The organism is Streptomyces tuirus (assembly GCF_014701095.1).
Lineage (GTDB): Bacteria > Actinomycetota > Actinomycetes > Streptomycetales > Streptomycetaceae > Streptomyces > Streptomyces tuirus.
Genome location: NZ_AP023439.1, coordinates 1,410,216 through 1,427,337 on the forward strand (window position 1 = coordinate 1,410,216; position 17,122 = coordinate 1,427,337).

Annotated in this window: 16 protein-coding genes; 1 reads left to right on the forward strand and 15 read right to left on the reverse strand. The window is 71.8% G+C overall.

Features of this window, described 5'->3' with window-relative positions:
• Positions 1 to 45 precede the first annotated feature (45 nt).
• The 4 genes from IGS69_RS06595 to aroH all read right to left on the reverse strand — a co-directional run bounded on the left by IGS69_RS06595 (position 46) and on the right by aroH (position 2,932).
• Positions 46 to 693 (reverse strand): lysophospholipid acyltransferase family protein, encoded by a 648-nt coding sequence (locus tag IGS69_RS06595; RefSeq protein ID WP_190897673.1) that lies wholly within the window; start codon positions 691 to 693, stop codon positions 46 to 48.
• A complete protein-coding gene (gene cmk, locus IGS69_RS06600; RefSeq protein ID WP_190897675.1) occupies positions 690 to 1,370 on the reverse strand; it encodes a (d)CMP kinase in 681 nt (226 codons plus the stop codon). Before cmk ends, IGS69_RS06595 begins: the two co-directional genes overlap by 4 nt.
• 117 nt (positions 1,371 to 1,487) lie before the next feature.
• Positions 1,488 to 2,573, reverse strand: coding sequence for a prephenate dehydrogenase (locus IGS69_RS06605; RefSeq protein WP_190897676.1), 1,086 nt, complete (start codon positions 2,571 to 2,573; stop codon positions 1,488 to 1,490).
• On the reverse strand, positions 2,570 to 2,932 hold the full coding sequence (gene aroH, locus IGS69_RS06610) for a chorismate mutase (protein WP_190897677.1): 363 nt from the start codon (positions 2,930 to 2,932) through the stop codon (positions 2,570 to 2,572). The genes IGS69_RS06605 and aroH overlap by 4 nt, the downstream gene beginning before the upstream one ends.
• 179 nt (positions 2,933 to 3,111) lie before the next feature.
• Between aroH and IGS69_RS06615 the strand changes: the two genes are divergently transcribed.
• Positions 3,112 to 3,552: a Rieske (2Fe-2S) protein gene (locus tag IGS69_RS06615; RefSeq protein ID WP_190897678.1), complete on the forward strand. Its 441-nt coding sequence runs from the start codon at positions 3,112 to 3,114 to the stop codon at positions 3,550 to 3,552.
• Between the two features lie 24 nt (positions 3,553 to 3,576).
• On the opposite strand, the gene IGS69_RS06620 is transcribed toward IGS69_RS06615, so the two are convergent.
• The 11 genes from IGS69_RS06620 to IGS69_RS06670 form a co-directional block, all read right to left on the reverse strand.
• Complete coding sequence (locus IGS69_RS06620; RefSeq protein WP_190897679.1) at positions 3,577 to 4,596, reverse strand: ADP-ribosylglycohydrolase family protein; 1,020 nt, start codon at positions 4,594 to 4,596, stop codon at positions 3,577 to 3,579.
• Positions 4,593 to 5,321: an NUDIX hydrolase gene (locus IGS69_RS06625; protein ID WP_190897681.1), complete on the reverse strand. Its 729-nt coding sequence runs from the start codon at positions 5,319 to 5,321 to the stop codon at positions 4,593 to 4,595. The genes IGS69_RS06620 and IGS69_RS06625 overlap by 4 nt, the downstream gene beginning before the upstream one ends.
• Positions 5,322 to 5,374: 53 nt before the next feature.
• Positions 5,375 to 6,493: a pseudouridine synthase gene (locus tag IGS69_RS06630; RefSeq protein WP_190897682.1), complete on the reverse strand. Its 1,119-nt coding sequence runs from the start codon at positions 6,491 to 6,493 to the stop codon at positions 5,375 to 5,377.
• On the reverse strand, positions 6,493 to 7,179 hold the full coding sequence (scpB, locus tag IGS69_RS06635; RefSeq protein WP_190897683.1) for an SMC-Scp complex subunit ScpB: 687 nt from the start codon (positions 7,177 to 7,179) through the stop codon (positions 6,493 to 6,495). The genes IGS69_RS06630 and scpB overlap by 1 nt, the downstream gene beginning before the upstream one ends.
• Positions 7,176 to 8,201: a segregation and condensation protein A gene (locus IGS69_RS06640; protein WP_332836549.1), complete on the reverse strand. Its 1,026-nt coding sequence runs from the start codon at positions 8,199 to 8,201 to the stop codon at positions 7,176 to 7,178. The genes scpB and IGS69_RS06640 overlap by 4 nt, the downstream gene beginning before the upstream one ends.
• A gap of 435 nt (positions 8,202 to 8,636) precedes the next feature.
• Positions 8,637 to 9,230 (reverse strand): hypothetical protein, encoded by a 594-nt coding sequence (locus tag IGS69_RS06645; protein ID WP_190897686.1) that lies wholly within the window; start codon positions 9,228 to 9,230, stop codon positions 8,637 to 8,639.
• Positions 9,215 to 10,342 (reverse strand): ParA family protein, encoded by a 1,128-nt coding sequence (locus IGS69_RS06650; protein WP_078625596.1) that lies wholly within the window; start codon positions 10,340 to 10,342, stop codon positions 9,215 to 9,217. Before IGS69_RS06650 ends, IGS69_RS06645 begins: the two co-directional genes overlap by 16 nt.
• 413 nt (positions 10,343 to 10,755) lie before the next feature.
• Complete coding sequence (gene ald / locus IGS69_RS06655; RefSeq protein ID WP_190897687.1) at positions 10,756 to 11,880, reverse strand: alanine dehydrogenase; 1,125 nt, start codon at positions 11,878 to 11,880, stop codon at positions 10,756 to 10,758.
• Positions 11,881 to 12,017: 137 nt separating this feature from the next.
• On the reverse strand, positions 12,018 to 14,057 hold the full coding sequence (locus IGS69_RS06660; RefSeq protein ID WP_190897688.1) for a tetratricopeptide repeat protein: 2,040 nt from the start codon (positions 14,055 to 14,057) through the stop codon (positions 12,018 to 12,020).
• 269 nt (positions 14,058 to 14,326) lie between these two features.
• Positions 14,327 to 14,953 (reverse strand): NUDIX domain-containing protein, encoded by a 627-nt coding sequence (locus IGS69_RS06665; protein WP_190897690.1) that lies wholly within the window; start codon positions 14,951 to 14,953, stop codon positions 14,327 to 14,329.
• Between the two features lie 94 nt (positions 14,954 to 15,047).
• Positions 15,048 to 16,706, reverse strand: a complete 1,659-nt coding sequence (locus IGS69_RS06670) for a CTP synthase (RefSeq protein ID WP_190904402.1) — start codon at positions 16,704 to 16,706, stop codon at positions 15,048 to 15,050.
• Between the last annotated feature and the right edge of the window lie 416 nt (positions 16,707 to 17,122).

The following is a 17,122-nucleotide window of genomic DNA, read 5'->3' on the forward strand; positions in this document are numbered from 1 at the left end:
CGGTGGAGTACCCGCTGTTCCGGGTGGTCCACTACTCAGTGTCGTCTAGCGCCCGGTGAGGCGCCTGGCGTTTTCCAGGTGGGCCGCGAGCTGCTTCTGGATGCGCCCGGTCGCCTCGTCCAGCGCCTTGCGCGTCCGGCGGCCGCTGCCGTCGCCTGCCTCGAAGGGCTCTCCGAAGACGACGTCGACGCGGGAGCGCAGCGGAGGCAGCGCCTTTATCAACCGTCCGGGCCTGCCGGAACTTCCCAGTACGGCCACCGGGACGATCGGAGCGCCGCTGCGCACCGCGAAGTACGCGAGCCCGGCGCGCAGCGAAGCGAAGTCGCCCTCGCCCCGGGTGCCCTCGGGGAAGATGCCGAGCACGCCGCCGTCGGCCAGGACGCCGAGTGCCTGGGTGATCGCCGTGCGGTCGGTGGTGTCGCGGTCGACCTTGACCTGCCCGATGCCGAGCAGGAAGGGGTCCAGCGGTCCGATGAACGCTTCCTTCTTGATCAGGAAGTGGGTCGGCCGGGGCGCCACCCCCATGACCATCGGACCGTCGATGTTGTGGGAGTGGTTGACCGCGAAGATCACCGGGCCGCTCGCGGGCACCCGCCAGGCGCCGAGCACGCGCGGCTTCCACAGCCCGTACATCAGGCCGACGCCGATACGCCGCCCGACCTCGGCACCCCGCGCCGAAGGCAGCTCGGTCACTTTCCGGCCCGCTTCTCCTCGACGAGGGTGACGACGCACTCGATGACCTGGGCCAGCGTGAGCTCGGTGGTGTCCACCTCGACGGCGTCGTCCGCCTTGGCGAGCGGGGATGCCTTGCGGCTGGAGTCGGCGGCGTCCCGCTTGATCAGGGCCTCGCGGGTGGAGTGGACGTCGGAGCCCTTCAGCTCGCCGCTGCGGCGGGCGGCACGGGCCTCCGGGGAGGCGGTGAGGAAGATCTTGAGGTCGGCGTCGGGCAGCACGGTCGTGCCGATGTCCCGGCCCTCGACGACGATGCCCAGTGCGGCGGAGGCGGCGATCGAGCGCTGCAGCTCGGTGATCCGGGTGCGCACCTCGGGCACCGCGCTGACCGCGCTGACCTTGGAGGAGACCTCCTGGGTGCGGATCGGACCGGCGACGTCCACGCCGTCGACCGTGATGGTCGGGTCCCGCGGGTCGGTACCCGAGACGATCTCGGGCTTGCCCGCGGCGGCGGCGACGGCGGACGGGTCGTCTATGTCGATGCCGTTGCTCACCATCCACCAGGTGATCGCCCGGTACTGGGCGCCCGTGTCCAGGTAGCTCAGCCCGAGCTGGGCCGCCACGGCCTTCGAGGTGCTCGACTTGCCGGTGCCGGCGGGGCCGTCGATGGCGACAATCACTGGCGTGGCGCTTTCCACAGTGGGGACCTTCCTGGACCGGGCTCGGCGGGGGTGAGGGCGCGAGTGCCCCGCACAAGGTTACTGGGTTCGCGTCACTCGTCCGGCCGCGCGTCGGCCGGCCCCCTGTGGCCCGCCCTACTGCCGGAGCGCCCAGCCCCTCTCCCGCAGCGCGGCGCTCAGCACCGGGGCCGCCTTCGGCTCCACCATCAGCTGCACCAGACCGGCCTGCTGCCCCGTGGCGTGTTCGATCCGTACGTCCTCGATGTTGACGCCGGCCAGGCCCGCGTCGGCGAAGATCCGGGCCAGCTGTCCGGGCTGGTCGTCGATGAGCACGGCCACGACCTCGTAGGCCCGGGGCGCGGACCCGTGCTTGCCGGGGACGCGGACCTGCCCGGCGTTGCCGCGCCGCAGCACGTCCTCGATCCCGCCGGCGCCCTCGCGGCGCTTGTGGTCGTCGGAGGACTGCAGGGCGCGCAGGGCCCGCACGGTCTCCTCCAGGTCGGCGGCGACGTCCGTGAGCAGGTCGGCGACCGGCGCGGGGTTCGCGGAGAGGATGTCGATCCACATCCGGGGGTCGGAGGCGGCGATCCGCGTCACGTCCCGGATGCCCTGGCCGCACAGCCGTACGGCGGACTCCTCGGCGTGCTCCAGCCGCGCGGCGACCAGGCTGGAGACCAGGTGGGGCATGTGGGAGACGAGGGCGACGGCACGGTCGTGGGCGTCGGCGTCCATGACGACCGGCACGGCCCGGCAGTGCGAGACCAGCTCGAGGGCGAGGTTCAGCACCTCGGTGTCGGTGTCCCGGGTCGGGGTCAGCACCCAGGGCCGGCCCTCGAAGAGGTCGCCGGTCGCGGCCAGCGGGCCGGACTTCTCCCGGCCCGACATGGGGTGGGAGCCGATGTAGGCGGACAGGTCGAGGCCGCGTGCCTCCAGCTCGCGGCGCGGCCCGCCCTTGACGCTGGCGACGTCGAGGTAGCCGCGTCCCGCGCCGCGGCTGATGGCGTCGGTGAGCACGTCCGCCACGTGGGCGGGCGGGGCGGCGACGATGACGAGGTCGACGGGTCCGTCGGGGGTCTCGTCCGTGCCGGCGCCGAGGGCGGCCGCCGTCCGGGCCTGCTCGGGGTCCGGGTCGGCGAGGTGCACGGTGACGCCGCGCTGGGACAGGGCCAGGGCGGCGGACGTCCCGATCAGGCCGGTGCCGATGACGAGTGCGGTCCTCACTGGGCGATGTCCTTGCGCAGGGCGGCCGCGGCGCCGAGGTAGACGTGGGCGATGTCGGCGCGGGGCCGGTCGGACTCGACGTGCGCGAGGACCCGGACGACCCGCGGCATGGCGCCTTCGATGTCCAGCTCCTGGGCGCAGATCAGCGGCACGTCGACGATGCCCAGCTTGCGGGCGGCGGCGGCCGGGAAGTCGCTGTGCAGGTCGGGCGTGGCCGTGAACCAGATGCTGATCAGATCGTCGGCGGCGAGATCGTTGCGCTCCAGGATCTCCGTGAGCAGGGCTCCGACCTGCTCGTCCATGTGCCCGGCCTCGTCCCGTTCGAGTTGGACGGCGCCCCGGACCGCTCGTACCGCCACGGCGATGCTCCTTGCTGACGTGCGTGTCGCTCTACGTCCGACCAGCCTAGTCAGCCCGGACCACCCGGGTGCGCGTCGCCCGCCCGGTGAGACGCCAGGATCGGCACCTTTGGGTAAGTTCGGTGCCAAGATGCTTCAAATCCCGGTTTACCCCTCTTCGGCACTTTCGGAGTGACGACATGACCTACGAGACCACGCGCCGCACGGTTCTCCTCGCGACGGGCGTGACCGGCGCGACGGCGCTCGTCGCGGCCTGCGGCGGGGGCGGCGACGACAGCGGTTCCACGTCGACGCAGTCCCCCACCGGCGAGAAGACGACGAGCGGCCCCGCCGGCCAGGCCCTGGCCGACATCGACGAGATCCCGGTGGGCGGCGGCAAGATCTTCAAGGACGAGAAGGTCGTGGTGACCCAGCCGGAGGAGGGTCAGCTCAAGGCCTTCTCGGCGATCTGCACCCACCAGCACTGCCTGCTGTCCACCGTCTCCGACGGCACGATCAACTGCCCCTGCCACGGCAGCAAGTTCAAGATCGCCGACGGTGCGGTGGCCCGCGGTCCGGCGACCCAGCCGCTGCCGGCCGAGCAGATCACCGTGGAGGGGAACTCGATCCGCCTGACCTGAGAGCCCGCGCCCGCCCGTGGGCCCTCACGCGTCCCACAGCGCCCCGAGGGTGAGCAGGTCGGTCCGGTACTCGACGCGGTCGGCCCACTCGGCGGGCCAGGCCTCCGCGCCCAGGTAGGCGCCCGCGAAGGCGCCCGTCAGGCAGGCGATGGAGTCCGAGTCGCCGGCGGTGCAGGCGGCGCGGCGCAGGGCCGTCACGGGTTCGTCGACGAAGAGCAGGAAACACAGCAGCCCGGTCGCCAGGGCCTCCTCGGCGATCCAGCCCTCTCCGGTGGCCAGACAGGGGTCGGTCTCCGGCGAGACGGTGCGCACGGCGCGCTGGAGCCGTTCGAGGACCTCCAGGCACTCGTCCCAGCCGCGCGCGATGAACTGCCCCGGGCTCGGGTCCCCGGCCCGCCGCCACAGGTCGCCGAGCCAGCGCTCGTGGTAGCGGCCGCGGTTCTCCAGGGCGTACGAGCGGAGCAGGCCGATCAGCCCGGTCGGCTCCGCGCCCTGCGCGAGCAGGCGTACGGCGTGCGCGGTGAGGTCGGACGCGGCGAGCGCGGTGGGGTGCCCGTGGGTGAGGGCGGACTGCAACTGGGCGGCGCCCGCGCGCTGTTCGTCGCTCAGACCGGAGACCAGGCCCAGCGGCGCGACGCGCATGTTGGCACCGCAGCCCTTGGATTCGGTCTGGCTGGCGTCCTGCCAGGGGCGGGACTCGTCCTTCAGCAGGTAGCAGGCCTTCATGCAGGTGCGCCCCGGAGCCCGGTTGTTGTCCGGGGACTGGTACCAGTTCACGAACTCCTCGCGCAGGGGCCGCACCAGTCGCAGCGGGGCGAGCACCCCTCGGTCCATGGCGGTCCGCACCGCGTGGCCCAGCGCCAGCGTCATCTGGGTGTCGTCCGAGACGACGGCGCGCTTCGGCAGCTCCATCTCCCGCCAGGGCCCGTACCTGGCGAGGATCGAAGGGACGTCGTCGAACTCGGTCGGGAAGCCCAGCGCATCCCCGAGGGCCAGGCCCGTGAGCGCTCCGGTGGCGGCTTGCTTGTGGACGAGCGTGGTCATGCGGGACGTCCTTCCCGGGCGGGCCGGAGGAGAGGCGGGTGGAGGGCGGTGGCGGTGCCGGCGCGGTACAGCGCGGCGGGTTTGCCGCGGCCGCCGGTCAGTCGCGCGGCGCCCGGGACGGGTGCGACGAAGCCCGGCGTGGCGAGCACCTTGCGCCGGAAGTTGGGCCGGTCGAGCTCGGTGCCCCACACGGTCTCGTAGACCTGCTGGAGCTCGCCGAGGGTGAACTCGGGCGGGCAGAAGGCGGTGGCGAGGCAGGTGTACTCGAGCTTGGCGCCGACGCGGTCGTGGGCGTCGGCCAGGATGCGGTCGTGATCGAAGGCGAGCGGCCCCGCCGTGCCGTACGGCACCCAGCGGGCCTGCGCCGCGTCGCTGCCGCCGTGCGCCTCCGGGGCGTCGGGCAGCAGTGCCGCGAAGGCGACGGAGACGACCCGCATCCGGGGGTCGCGGCCGGGCTCGCTGTAGGTCCGCAGCTGCTCCAGATGCAGCCCCGAGACATCGGACAGGCCGGTCTCCTCGGCGAGTTCACGCCGGGCGGCCGTCTCCGCCGACTCGTCCGGCTGCAGGAATCCGCCCGGCAGCGCCCAGTGCCCGGCGTACGGCTCCTGCCCGCGCTCGACGAGCAGCACGTGCAGCGCGCCCTCCCGGAGCGTGAACACCGCCAGGTCGACGGTGACGGCGAAGGGCTCGTGGGCGTACTTGTCGTAGCCGTCCACGGCGAACACCCCCTTTAATAGTCAGCACGACTATAAAAGGGGGTGCCGGTCGCTCACAAGGTCTAGAGGTCGACTTCCTGCATCAGCATGCCGACCTCGGTGTTGGACAGCCGCCGCAGCCAGCCCGACTTCTGGTCGCCCAGCGTGATCGGCCCGAAGGAGACCCGGACCAGCTTGTCGACCGGGAAGCCGGCCTCCGCGAGCATCCGGCGCACGATGTGCTTGCGGCCCTCGTGGAGGGTGACCTCGACGAGGTAGTTCTTGCCGGTCTGCTGGACGACGCGGAAGTGGTCGGCGCGGGCGTAGCCGTCCTCCAGCTGGATGCCGTCCTTGAGCTGCTTGCCCAGGTCACGCGGGATGGGCCCGACGATGTGCGCGAGGTAGGTCTTCTTCACGCCGTACTTCGGGTGGGTCAGCCGGTGGGCCAGCTCGCCGTGGTTGGTGAGCAGGATGACGCCCTCGGTCTCGGTGTCGAGCCGGCCGACGTGGAAGAGCCGGGTCTCGCGGTTGGTGACGTAGTCACCGAGGCACTGCCGGCCCTCCGGGTCCTCCATCGTGGACACGACACCGGCGGGCTTGTTGAGCGAGAAGAACTGGTAGCTCTGCGTGGCGACGGTCAGGCCGTCGACCTTGATCTCGTCCTTCTCCGGGTCGACGCGCCGCCCCTGCTCCAGGACGATCTCGCCGTTGATCTCGACCCGGGCCTGCTCGATCAGCTCCTCGCAGGAACGCCGGGAGCCGAAGCCCGCGCGGGCGAGGACCTTCTGCAGCCGCTCGCCCTCCTGCTCGGCGCCGGGGAAGGTCTTGGGGAGCTTGACCTCCTTCTTCCCGGCGTACCGGTCGCGGTTGCGCTCCTCGACCTGCGCCTCGTACTCACGCGGGCGCGCCGGGGTCGTACGCCCCGGCCTCTGGGACTGCTTGGGGCCGCCCTTGGCGCCGCCGCGCGCGGCACCGCCACGCCCGGCCTTGGGGCCGTCCTTCGTCGCCCCGGGGCCCACGTCGTAGCGCCGCTCCTCCGGGCGCGGCTTCTTCGGACGGCCGCTGCCCTGCTTGTCGTCGCGGTTGTTGCCGGCGCCGCGGAAGTTGCCGCGACCACCACCACTCCCGCCGCGGCCGCCGCTGTTGCCACCACGGCTCCCGCCGTTGTTTCCGCTGCTGTTCCTGCCGCTGCTGCTTCGCATCAAAGTTCCGTCTGGTCGTCTTCGTCGTCGGTCCCCGGGTTCACCGGGCGGCCCGGCGCGTCGTCGTCAGGCGCGTCCGGGTCGAACGACGGTACGCCTTCCTGGGTCTCGGCCTCGATCGCCTCCGCCTCCGGGAGGAAGGGCGCGAGCTCCGGGAGCTCGTCCAGACCGCGCAGGCCCATCCGCTCCAGGAAGTAGTTCGTCGTCCTGTACAGGATCGCACCTGTTTCGGGTTCCGTGCCCGCCTCCTCTATCAGACCGCGCTGGAGGAGGGTGCGCATGACACCGTCGCAGTTGACTCCGCGCACGGCCGAGACCCGGCTGCGGCTGACCGGCTGCCGGTAGGCGACGACCGCCAGGGTCTCCAGGGCGGCCTGGGTGAGGCGGGCCTGCTGGCCGTCCAGGACGAAGCGCTCGACGGCCGGTGCGTAGGCGGCCCGCGTGTAGAAGCGCCAGCCGTTCGCGACGTACCGCAGCTCGAAACCGCGGCCCTGGACGGTGTACTCGTCGGCCAGCTCGCGCAGGGCCTCGGCGATCTGCCGCTTCGGCCGCTCCAGTACCTTCGCGAGGTGCTCCTCGGTCGCGGGCTCGTCCACGACCATGAGGACGGCCTCCAGAGCCGGTTTCAGATCGAGACCGGCGACGCCGGGTGCCCCGGCCGGCAGGTCGGTCACTCGCTCACTCACGCCTTCTTCTCCTCCTTCGGCGGCTCGGGCGGCCGGTCGAACTCGTCGGTGACGGTCGGGGTCTCGTCCCCGTCCCCGCCGGTCCATCGCACGAGCAGGTCCCCGAGCGCGGTCTCCTGCTCCAGCGCGACGGCCTTCTCGCGGTACAGCTCCAGCAGCGCGAGGAACCTCGCCACGACGGTCAGGGTGTCGTCGGTGTCCGCCACGAGGACCTGGAAACTGGCCTCGCCCAGCTCCCTGAGCCGGGCCACGACGAGCCGCGCCTGCTCCTGCACGCTGACCAGCGGGGCGTGGATGTGGTCCACGTAGACCTGCGGCTTGGGCCGCGGCTGCATCGCCTTCACGGCGAGCTTGGCGAACCCTTCCGCCCCGATGCTGATGACGACGTCGGGCAGCAGCTCGGCGTGGTGCGCTTCGAGGCCGACGGTACGGGGGTAGCGGCGGGCCTCGTCGTCGAGCCGCCCGCTGAAGATGTCGGCGATCTGCTTGTACGCGCGGTACTGCAGCAGCCGCGCGAACAGCAGGTCCCGCGCTTCGAGCAGCGCGAGATCGCCCTCGTCCTCCACCTCGGCGGCGGGCAGCAGCCGCGCGGCCTTCAGATCGAGCAGGGTGGCGGCGACGACCAGGAACTCGGTGGTCTCGTCCAGGTCCCAGTCCGGCCCCATCGCCCGGATGTGGGCCATGAACTCATCGGTCACCTTCGACAGCGCAACCTCGGTGACGTCCATCTTGTGCCGCGAGATCAACTGCAGCAGCAGATCGAAGGGCCCCTCGAAGTTGGCGAGCCGAACCTTGAAGACCCCGTCATCGGCCGCCGCGCCGGCGTCCCCGGCAGGGGCCGGGGAGCCCGGGGCGGACGCGGAAACCTCCTCGGGCACGGCCTGGCCCGCAGGCAGCACCACAGGTCCGGCCGCGTCCACCGGCCCCGTGACCGCGGCTTCCAGGGATCCGGCCCGCCCGGTCACGGGCTCGGCCACTGGGTCGGCGAGCCCCGCCCGCGCCACACCCTCGCTCTCGGGCAACGGTCCGTTCCCGACCGTCCCCACCCGCAGCTCAGCCGACGGAACTGTCCCGTCACCCTCCACGGAGGTCCCGGACGACTCGGCCGGGGAACGCGTCGGCGAAGCCGCCTGCCCGGCGCTGTGGGGCGAAGAGCTCGGCTCGGTCACCGGGGCAGCGAGCCCCGCAGGCCCGACATCCCCGCCCGAGGGCAACGACCCGTCCGCGACCGTCCCCGCCCGCAGCTCAGCCGGCGCAGTCGTGGGGTCGGCCTGCTCCTGTGAAGGGGGCGGTCCGGCCTCCTGAGGCGTGGTCTCCGGCGTTTCGGCCTCTGGCCGCTCAGCCGGCGGAGCCGTCCGCGGAGCCCCCGGCCCCCTCCCCAGCGCACGCCGGCGGCCGGCCGGGCCGCCGGGGGGAGGTGGGGAAGCGTTCGAGGTCATGGCCCCCGCAGGCTACCGCTACCGCCCGCGCAGTCGTCGTACGAGGATGCTGGCGTCCCCGCGGGTCTCCAGGTCGGCGAGGACCACCGCGACCGCCTCGCGGACGATGCGTCCGCGGTCCACGGCCAGGCCGTGCTCGCCACGGAGCACCAGACGGGCGTGCTCGAGGTCCATGAGCTCCTCGGCCGACACGTACACCGTGATCTTCTCGTCGTGCCGCTCACGGCCGCTGGGGCGGCGCGAGGGACTCCGTCCGCGCTTGCGGGGCGCGGCGCCCGCGGCCCCCGCCGCACCGGCGGCAGAACCTTCCTGCACCGTCTGCTGACGGGCGGAGCCGGAGCGCTCGGCGGCCGCGGAACGGCTGTGCGCCTCCCCGGCCTCGCCGGGCTCCGCGTCCGCCGCGACATGCTCCGGACCGTCACCGTCGCCGCCCTGCGCGGGCACCGACTGCGGCGCGTCCTCCGCCGCGGCCGCCGCGTCGCCCTCCCCCGCCGGAGCGGGCACCCGGGCGTCGCCGTTGGCCTGACGCCTGGGCTGGGACGACTGAAGCGCCATCCCCCCTGTCGTACGGAAGAGTTCGTCGGCCCCCGGCAGACTCACTCGGCGTGACACCGGGCGAGCACCTCCCTGGCGAGCTGGCGATAGGCGGCGGCACCGACGGAGTTGGAGGCGTACGTGGTGATCGGCTCGCCGGCGACCGTGGTCTCCGGGAAGCGGACCGTGCGCCCGATGACCGTGTGGTAGACGTGGTCGTCGAACGCCTCGACCACACGCGCGAGCACCTCACGGCTGTGCACCGTACGCGAGTCGTACATCGTGGCGAGGATGCCGTCGAGCTCCAGCTCCGGGTTGAGCCGCTCCTGGACCTTCTCGATGGTCTCCGTCAGCAGGGCCACACCACGCAGCGCGAAGAACTCGCACTCCAGAGGCACTATCACCTTGTGCGCGGCCGTCAGGGCGTTCACCGTGAGCAGGCCGAGCGAGGGCTGGCAGTCGATGACGATGAAGTCGTAGTCGGGCAGCAGCGGCTTCAGGGCGCGCTGCAGCGTCGACTCGCGGGCGACCTCGGAGACCAGCTGGACCTCGGCCGCCGACAGGTCGATGTTGCTGGGCAGCAGGTCCATGTTGGGGACCGCCGTCTTCAGCAGCACCTCGTCGGCCGCCATGCCCCGTTCCATGAGCAGGTTGTAGACGGTGAGGTCGAGCTCCATCGGATTGACGCCGAGTCCGACCGACAGCGCGCCCTGCGGGTCGAAGTCCACGAGCAGGACCCGGCGTCCGTACTCCGCGAGCGCGGCACCCAGGTTGATGGTCGACGTGGTCTTGCCGACGCCGCCCTTCTGGTTGCACATCGCGATGATCTTCGCGGGCCCGTGCTCGGGCAGCGGGCCCGGGATCGGGAAGTACGGCAGCGGACGCCCGGTCGGGCCGACGCGCTCACGGCGCTGTCTGGCCGCGTCGGGCGCGAGAGTGGCCGCGTACTCGGGATCGGGCTCGTACTCCGCGTCGGGGTCGTAGAAGTGCCCCTCGGGCAGTTCGTCGTAGTCGGCGAAGTGGTTGTGGGGCGCGCCACTTCCGTCGCCGGCCATGGCGTTCACGTGATGGCCATCCATCTTCTGGTGTGCTGTGTGAGTCGCCTGCTGACTCTGGTGGGCTGCGAAGGTGCGCACAGCGACGGAGCCGACAGCCGCGAACCCCGCGGGCTCCTGGTCCCGTGCAGGCATTCCTGGCTGGCCACCCCCGGGAGTAAATGTCGACTCATTCACAAGTCGTCTTACCTCCTTGGTGACCAGGAAACTTCTAGACAGGTCAGCGTGGCACCATGCCGACAGCTGGCGACTCTATGGCGTGTCGGGCGTCCGCAGCAACACAATCCGCCGGACCCGGCCCGATGTGTCGGCAATGAAACATCCCGCTGTCAAGGGCGTACGGCCGTCGCACGGCAGGTTTCACCGGTGTGCGAATCGGTTGAAGGGTTACGTTCGAGGCGAGTTGCTCGAGAATCGCGAAGTGACCATACACACATCCGGCCGGACCTTGTCGGGCAAGGTCCGGCCGGGTGCGCGGGGTTGACGACGTGTGTTGACGTATCGCCTTTGCCGGTTGGTGGGTTAGCCGACTTTCCGGCTGCGCGGGCTCAGCCGAGCAGCGAGGTCAGCTCCACGTGCTCCACGCCGTGCGCCTCCGCGACCTCGCGGTAAACGACCTTGCCGTCATGCGTGTTGAGGCCCTTGGCCAGCGCCGGGTCGCGGCGCAGCGCGTCCACCCAGCCGTGGTTGGCCAGTTCGACGATGTACGGCAGCGTCGCGTTGGTCAGCGCGTAGGTGGAGGTGTTCGGCACCGCGCCGGGCATGTTGGCGACGCAGTAGAAGACCGAGTTGTGCACCGGGAAGGTCGGCTCGGCGTGGGTGGTCGGACGGGAGTCCTCGAAGCAGCCGCCCTGGTCGATCGCGATGTCGACAAGGACACTTCCGGGCTTCATCCGCGAGACGAGCTCGTTGCTGACGAGCTTCGGGGCCTTGGCGCCCGGGATCAGCACGGCGCCGATGACGAGGTCGGCCTCCAGGCAGGCCTTCTCCAGCTCGAAGGCGTTGGAGACGACGGTCTGGATCTTCGTGCCGAAGATCTTGTCCGCCTCGCGGAGCTTGTTGATGTCCTTGTCGAGCAGGGTCACGTGGAAGCCCATGCCGATGGCGATCTGCGCGGCGTTCCAGCCGGAGACACCGCCGCCGATCACGACGGCGCGGCCGGCCAGCACGCCGGGGACACCGCCGGGCAGCACACCGCGGCCACCGTTGGCGCGCATCAGGTGGTAGGCGCCGACCTGCGGGGCCAGCCGGCCCGCGACCTCGGACATCGGGGCGAGCAGCGGCAGCGCGCGGCTGGGCAGCTCGACGGTCTCGTAGGCGATGGCGGTGGTGCCGGACTCCAGGAGGGCGTCCGTGCACTCCTTGGAGGCGGCCAGGTGCAGGTAGGTGAAGAGCGTCTGGTCCTTGCGGAGGCGGTGGTACTCCTCGGCGACCGGCTCCTTGACCTTCAGCAGCAGGTCGGCGGCGGCCCACACCTCGTCGGCGGTGTCCAGGATCTGCGCACCGGCGGCGACGTACTCGGTGTCGGGGATCGAGGAGCCGACGCCGGCGCCACGCTCGATGACGACCTGGTGGCCGTGGCGCACCAGCTCGTGCACGCCGGCGGGGGTGATGGCCACCCGGAACTCGTTGTTCTTGACCTCGCGGGGGATGCCGACCTTCACGTCGATCACGGTCCTTGGCTCAGAGGGTATGGGGGCTCTTACTAAGACATACCCGGGCACACGCGGGCACACCGGGAGAGACCGCAGAGAACGTGCGGCAGAGCCAGTCTAATGAAGGTGTTCTCGCTGTCTAGCCTTCCATTGCATCAATCTTCGACTGATGCGGTACGGATTTCGCAGGCGTCAGGGTCGTTTTGAAGGTTTGAGTCGCCGAGAATCCGCTCGGCGGCGCCCCGGTGCAGCGCGGCCGAGGCAGGGTCACCGAGGTGTTCGAGGGTGTCGGCGAGCCGCAGATGCAGGGCCGCCTGCAACCGCGGATCCTCGGCGCGCCGCGCCCACTCCACGGCCTCCCGGCAGGTGCGCAGCGACTCCTCCGGGCGGCCCGCGTACTCCTGGACCCGCCCCAGCTCGCTCAGGGCCCGCGCCTGGGCGGCCACGTCGCCGTTCTTGCGGTGGCCGGCGATCGCCGCGCGCCAGTTCCGCAGGGCCTCGCCGTAGCGGCCGGCGAAGGTGTGGGCTGCGGCGATCCGCCCGTAGAGCCGGGCGGCCTCCGCGCGCTCGCCCCGTGCGAGCCGCTCGACCAGGGCGCGGCCGAACCAGTCGGCGGCCCGGTCGAAGTCGTCGAGGTCCTGGTACGCGCCTCCTACGGATTCCATCGCGCGGCCGGTCGCGTACGGGTCGTTCACCTCGCGCCCGGCGTCCAGCGCGGCCCGGTAGCGCGTCAGCGCGTCGGCCGTGCGGCCGGTGCGGGCGTCGAGGTCGCCGAGGTTGAGCAGGGCGGCGGCGCGCTCGCGGGGCAGGTTCCGCCGCTCGGCGACGCCGAGGACCATGTGGTGGATGTCGTAGAGGTCGGGCGCGGCGGCCTGGGTGCCGATGTGGGCCGCCATGGCCCGGACCAGCTGGGACATGAGCCGTCGGGCCAGGGTGTCGAGCTCACCGTCGGCGACCGCGAGCCGGGCCGAGGCCAGCAGCGCGGGCCGGGTCAGGCGCAGCCAGTCGGCGGCGGCCCGCGGGGTGGGGAAGCGCAGGGCGCGCGGCATGTCGAGGAGCTTCTGACGGGCCTGGGGGCTGTCGGTCTCGGTGATGGCCCGGCAGGCCTGGAGCAGCCGTACGGTGCGCTCCAGCATGCGGGCGCGGGCCAGCTGGAGCTCGGCGGGGCGTTCGTGGTGCTCGGCGAGGATCCGCAACTGCGGGTGCAGGCAGCCGGGCACCTCGTACTGCGGCAGCGGGGAGTCCACCGCGTGCAGGAAGCCCAGGGCGACGAAGTCGTCGAGGAGGGTGCGGGCGCTGCCGACCGAGGAGCCGACGAGCGCGGAGGCGGTCTGCGGGTCGACCAGCCCGGCCGGGGCGAGGGCGAGCAGGCGCAGCATCCGGGCCGCGGTCGCGGGCAGGGCGGCGTGCGCGAGCCGGAAGACCCGGGTCAGGGCGGTGCCCTCGGAGTCATCGGCGCGCAGTTGCTTGGCGAGGTCGGAGACGGCGGCCTTGGGGCGGGCCGCGAGCCAGCCGCCCGCCAGCATCAGCGCGGCGGGCTGCCCCTGGCACTCCTCGGCGAGGCCTTCGGCGGCCCGGGGGTCGACGGTGATGCGGACCGAGCCGGTGTGGCGGGTCAGCAGCTCCACCCCGGACTTGGCGTCCAGGCCGCCCAGGGTGCAGGGACGGACGTCGGAGATGCCGGTCAGCGGGCCTTGGGAGACCGCGACGACGAGGCAGTCCGGTGTGTCGGGCAGCAGGGCGTCGACCTGCTCGGCGTCCGCCGCGTCGTCGAGCAGGAGCAGGACCCGGCGGTCGGCCAGGGCGGTGCGCAGGGCGTCGGTGAGGTCGTCCTCGCAGGCCCCGGCCGGCGCCTGCTCGCCCAGGGCGGTGAGGAGGTCCCGGGCGGCGCGTCCGACGGGGACGCGGGTGCCGCCGGGTTCGGTGAGGCGTGTGCGCAGGACCCCGTCGGGGTAACGGTCCGCGACCTGCCGTACGAGTTCCTCGGCGAGTGCGGTGCGGCCCGAGCCGGGCCGGCCGGCGATGAGCAGCACGCGCGCGCGGGGTGCCTTGCGGCCGGCCAGGGTGTCCAGTCCGGCGCGCTCGATGTCGGCGCGCAGCTCCTTCAACTCCCGTGTGCGGCCCAGGAACTCGATCTCTCCGGCAGCGCGCCCGGCCGGCCGCACGTCGCCTGTCTCCACGACCTGATCCGTCACGGGCCACACTCCCGTCCCACCGCACACACCGGCCCGCCGGGACTCCGGTTCGGGCGTGCAACAGAGCCTAGTTCACGCTCTGCAACGTCCCGGGTTGAGCACGGCGGCCGGAACGACCACTTCCCCCGATCGGATCAGCAGATCGTAGGACCGACGGGAGCGGTCGCGCCCCGACAGGGGCGCGGGGAACGGCGCGACCAGCCACGACGGTGCCCCACCCGGCCGACGACCTCCGCGGCACCCACCGTCGCGGCACCCCCCGCGGAGCGCTACGCCTGGAAGGGACGCGCCGGCCACGGCGCCTGGGCCGGGCGCAGCGCGTCCAGACCGTCGCCGTCGCGCGCGGCGACCAGGGACAGCACGCCCACGACGAGACAGTTGTTGTGCAGCTCACCGGCCAGCACGCCCCGCACGAGGTCCGCGACCGGCACCCGGTCGAGTTCCATGTCGGCCTCTTCCTCCTCGACCGCGAAGCGCTCGCCCTCGGCCTCGGACAGATCGCGCGCGAGGAAGATCCGCACGGCCTCGTCGCAGCCGCCGGGCGTGGTGTAGACGTCGGTCAGCACCCGCCAGTCCTCGGCCTTGACGTGCGCCTCCTCGTACAGCTCTCGCTGCGCGGCGTGCAGCGGGTTCTCGCCGGGGACGTCGAGCAGCCCGGCCGGGATCTCCCAGAGCTTGTGGCGGACGGGGTGGCGGTACTGGCGCAGGACCAGCACGCGGTCGGCCTCGTCGAGGGCGAGGACGGCCACGGAGCCGGGGTGGACCTGGTAGTCACGGCGGACCACGGTGCCGTCGGGCATGACCACGTCGTCGGTGCGCACGGAGGTCTTGTTGCCCGTGAAGGGGGTCGCCGTCGCCCGGATCTCCCACTCCTCCGGGGTGTCCTTGATCGTCATGCCTGTCCTTCCACGTGCCGTGCGACCTGCTGAAACGAAACCGGGGTGCACACCCTTTGAAGGGATGCACCCCGGCCACCGTACAACTGGTGTGTTACTTCGAAGTCTTCCGCTCGACCGAGGCCTTGACGAGCCCGGCGAACAGCGGGTGCGGACGCGTCGGCCGGGAGCGCAGCTCCGGGTGGGCCTGCGTGGCGACCAGGTACGGGTGGACGTCGCGCGGGTACTCGACGTACTCGACGAGCTTGCCGTCCGGGGAGGTGCCGGAGAACTGGATGCCCGCCTTCTTCTCCAGCTCGGCGCGGTAGGCGTTGTTCACCTCGTAGCGGTGCCGGTGGCGCTCCTCGACGTACTCCTTGCCGTCGTAGACCTCGCGCACGATCGAGCCCTCGGCCAGCTTCGCCGGGTACATGCCGAGCCGCATGGTGCCGCCCATGTCGCCCTCGCCGGCGACGATGTCGAGCTGCTCGGCCATGGTGGAGATGACGGGGTGGCCGGTGGCCGGGTCGAACTCGGTGGAGTTGGCGTCGCTGATGTCGGCCAGGTTGCGCGCGGCCTCGATCACGATGCACTGCAGGCCGAGGCAGAGGCCGAGCAGCGGGATCTTGTTCTCGCGGGCGTACTTGATCGCGCCGACCTTGCCGAGCACACCGCGGTCGCCGAAGCCGCCGGGGATGCAGATGCCGTCGACGTCGCCGAGCTGCTGGGCCGCGCCCGCCGGGGTCTTGCAGTCGTCGGAGGTGACCCACTTGATCTTGACGCGGGCTCGGTTGGCGAAGCCGCCGGCGCGCAGCGCCTCGGTGACCGACAGGTAGGCGTCGGGCAGGTCGATGTACTTGCCGACCAGCGCGAGGGTGATCTCGTGGTCGGGGTTGTGGACGCGGTCGAGCAGGTCGTCCCAGGTCGTCCAGTCCACGTCACGGAAGGGCAGGTCCAGCTTGCGGACGACGTAGGCGTCCAGACCCTCGCCGTGCACGGTCTTCGGGATGTCGTAGATCGAGCGGGCGTCGGGGCAGGCCACCACGGCGGCCTCGTCGACGTCGCACATCAGCGAGATCTTCCGCTTGATCGCGGTGGGCACCTCGCGGTCGCAGCGCAGCACGATCGCGTCAGGCTGGATACCGATGTTGCGCAGGGCCGCAACCGAGTGCTGGGTGGGCTTCGTCTTCAGCTCACCCGAGGGGCCGATGTACGGCAGGAGCGAGATATGGACGACGAAGACGTTGTCACGGCCGACCTCGTGACGGACCTGACGGACGGTCTCCAGGAACGGCAGCGACTCGATGTCGCCGACCGTGCCGCCGACCTCGGTGATCACGACGTCGACCTCGTCCGTCGCCATGCGGCGGATGCGGTGCTTGATCTCGTTGGTGATGTGCGGGATGACCTGCACGGTGTCACCCAGGTACTCGCCGCGCCGCTCCTTGGCGATCACGGTGTTGTACACCTGACCCGTGGTGACGTTGGCGGAGCCGTCGAGGTCGCGGTCGAGGAAACGCTCGTAGTGGCCGATGTCCAGGTCGGTCTCGGCGCCGTCGTTCGTGACGAACACCTCACCGTGCTGGAAGGGGTTCATCGTGCCGGGGTCGACGTTCAGATACGGGTCGAGCTTCTGCATCACGACGCGCAGACCGCGGGCCTTGAGCAGCATGCCGAGGCTGGAGGCCGTCAGGCCCTTGCCGAGCGAGGAGGCGACACCCCCGGTGACGAAGATGTGCTTGGTCGTCGAATTACGAAAAGCGGCGGGCGGCATGGCCAAGACGGGGCTCCCGTGGTCGCGGTCTGGGGGTGCGGTGCGGCTGCCTGCCGGAGAACTCCGGGGCGCCGTCGCTGCGGTTCGGGGGTTCCCTGTCGGGAAGGGGCCCACCGGTCCACGGGCTACCAGCGTATCAGCGCCGCGGGGCGATGGCTTCCGGCCACGCTCCGCACACATTCCGACACGGAGGCGATCACCCCCACCGGCCCCTCACCCGCTGCTCACTCGTTCGGCGTACCCGGCTTGCCCGGACGGGCACCCGGATCATCTGCATGCGTCGTATCCTGCTCGGACACTCGCTGCCGAGCCCGTCCGGCCCAACGGCACCACCCCCCGCCCGTAAGCACCGGAACAACGTGAGCTCGTCAGTTCGTTGAGCAACAATTGGCGCTTTGCATCACGGCGAAGTGACC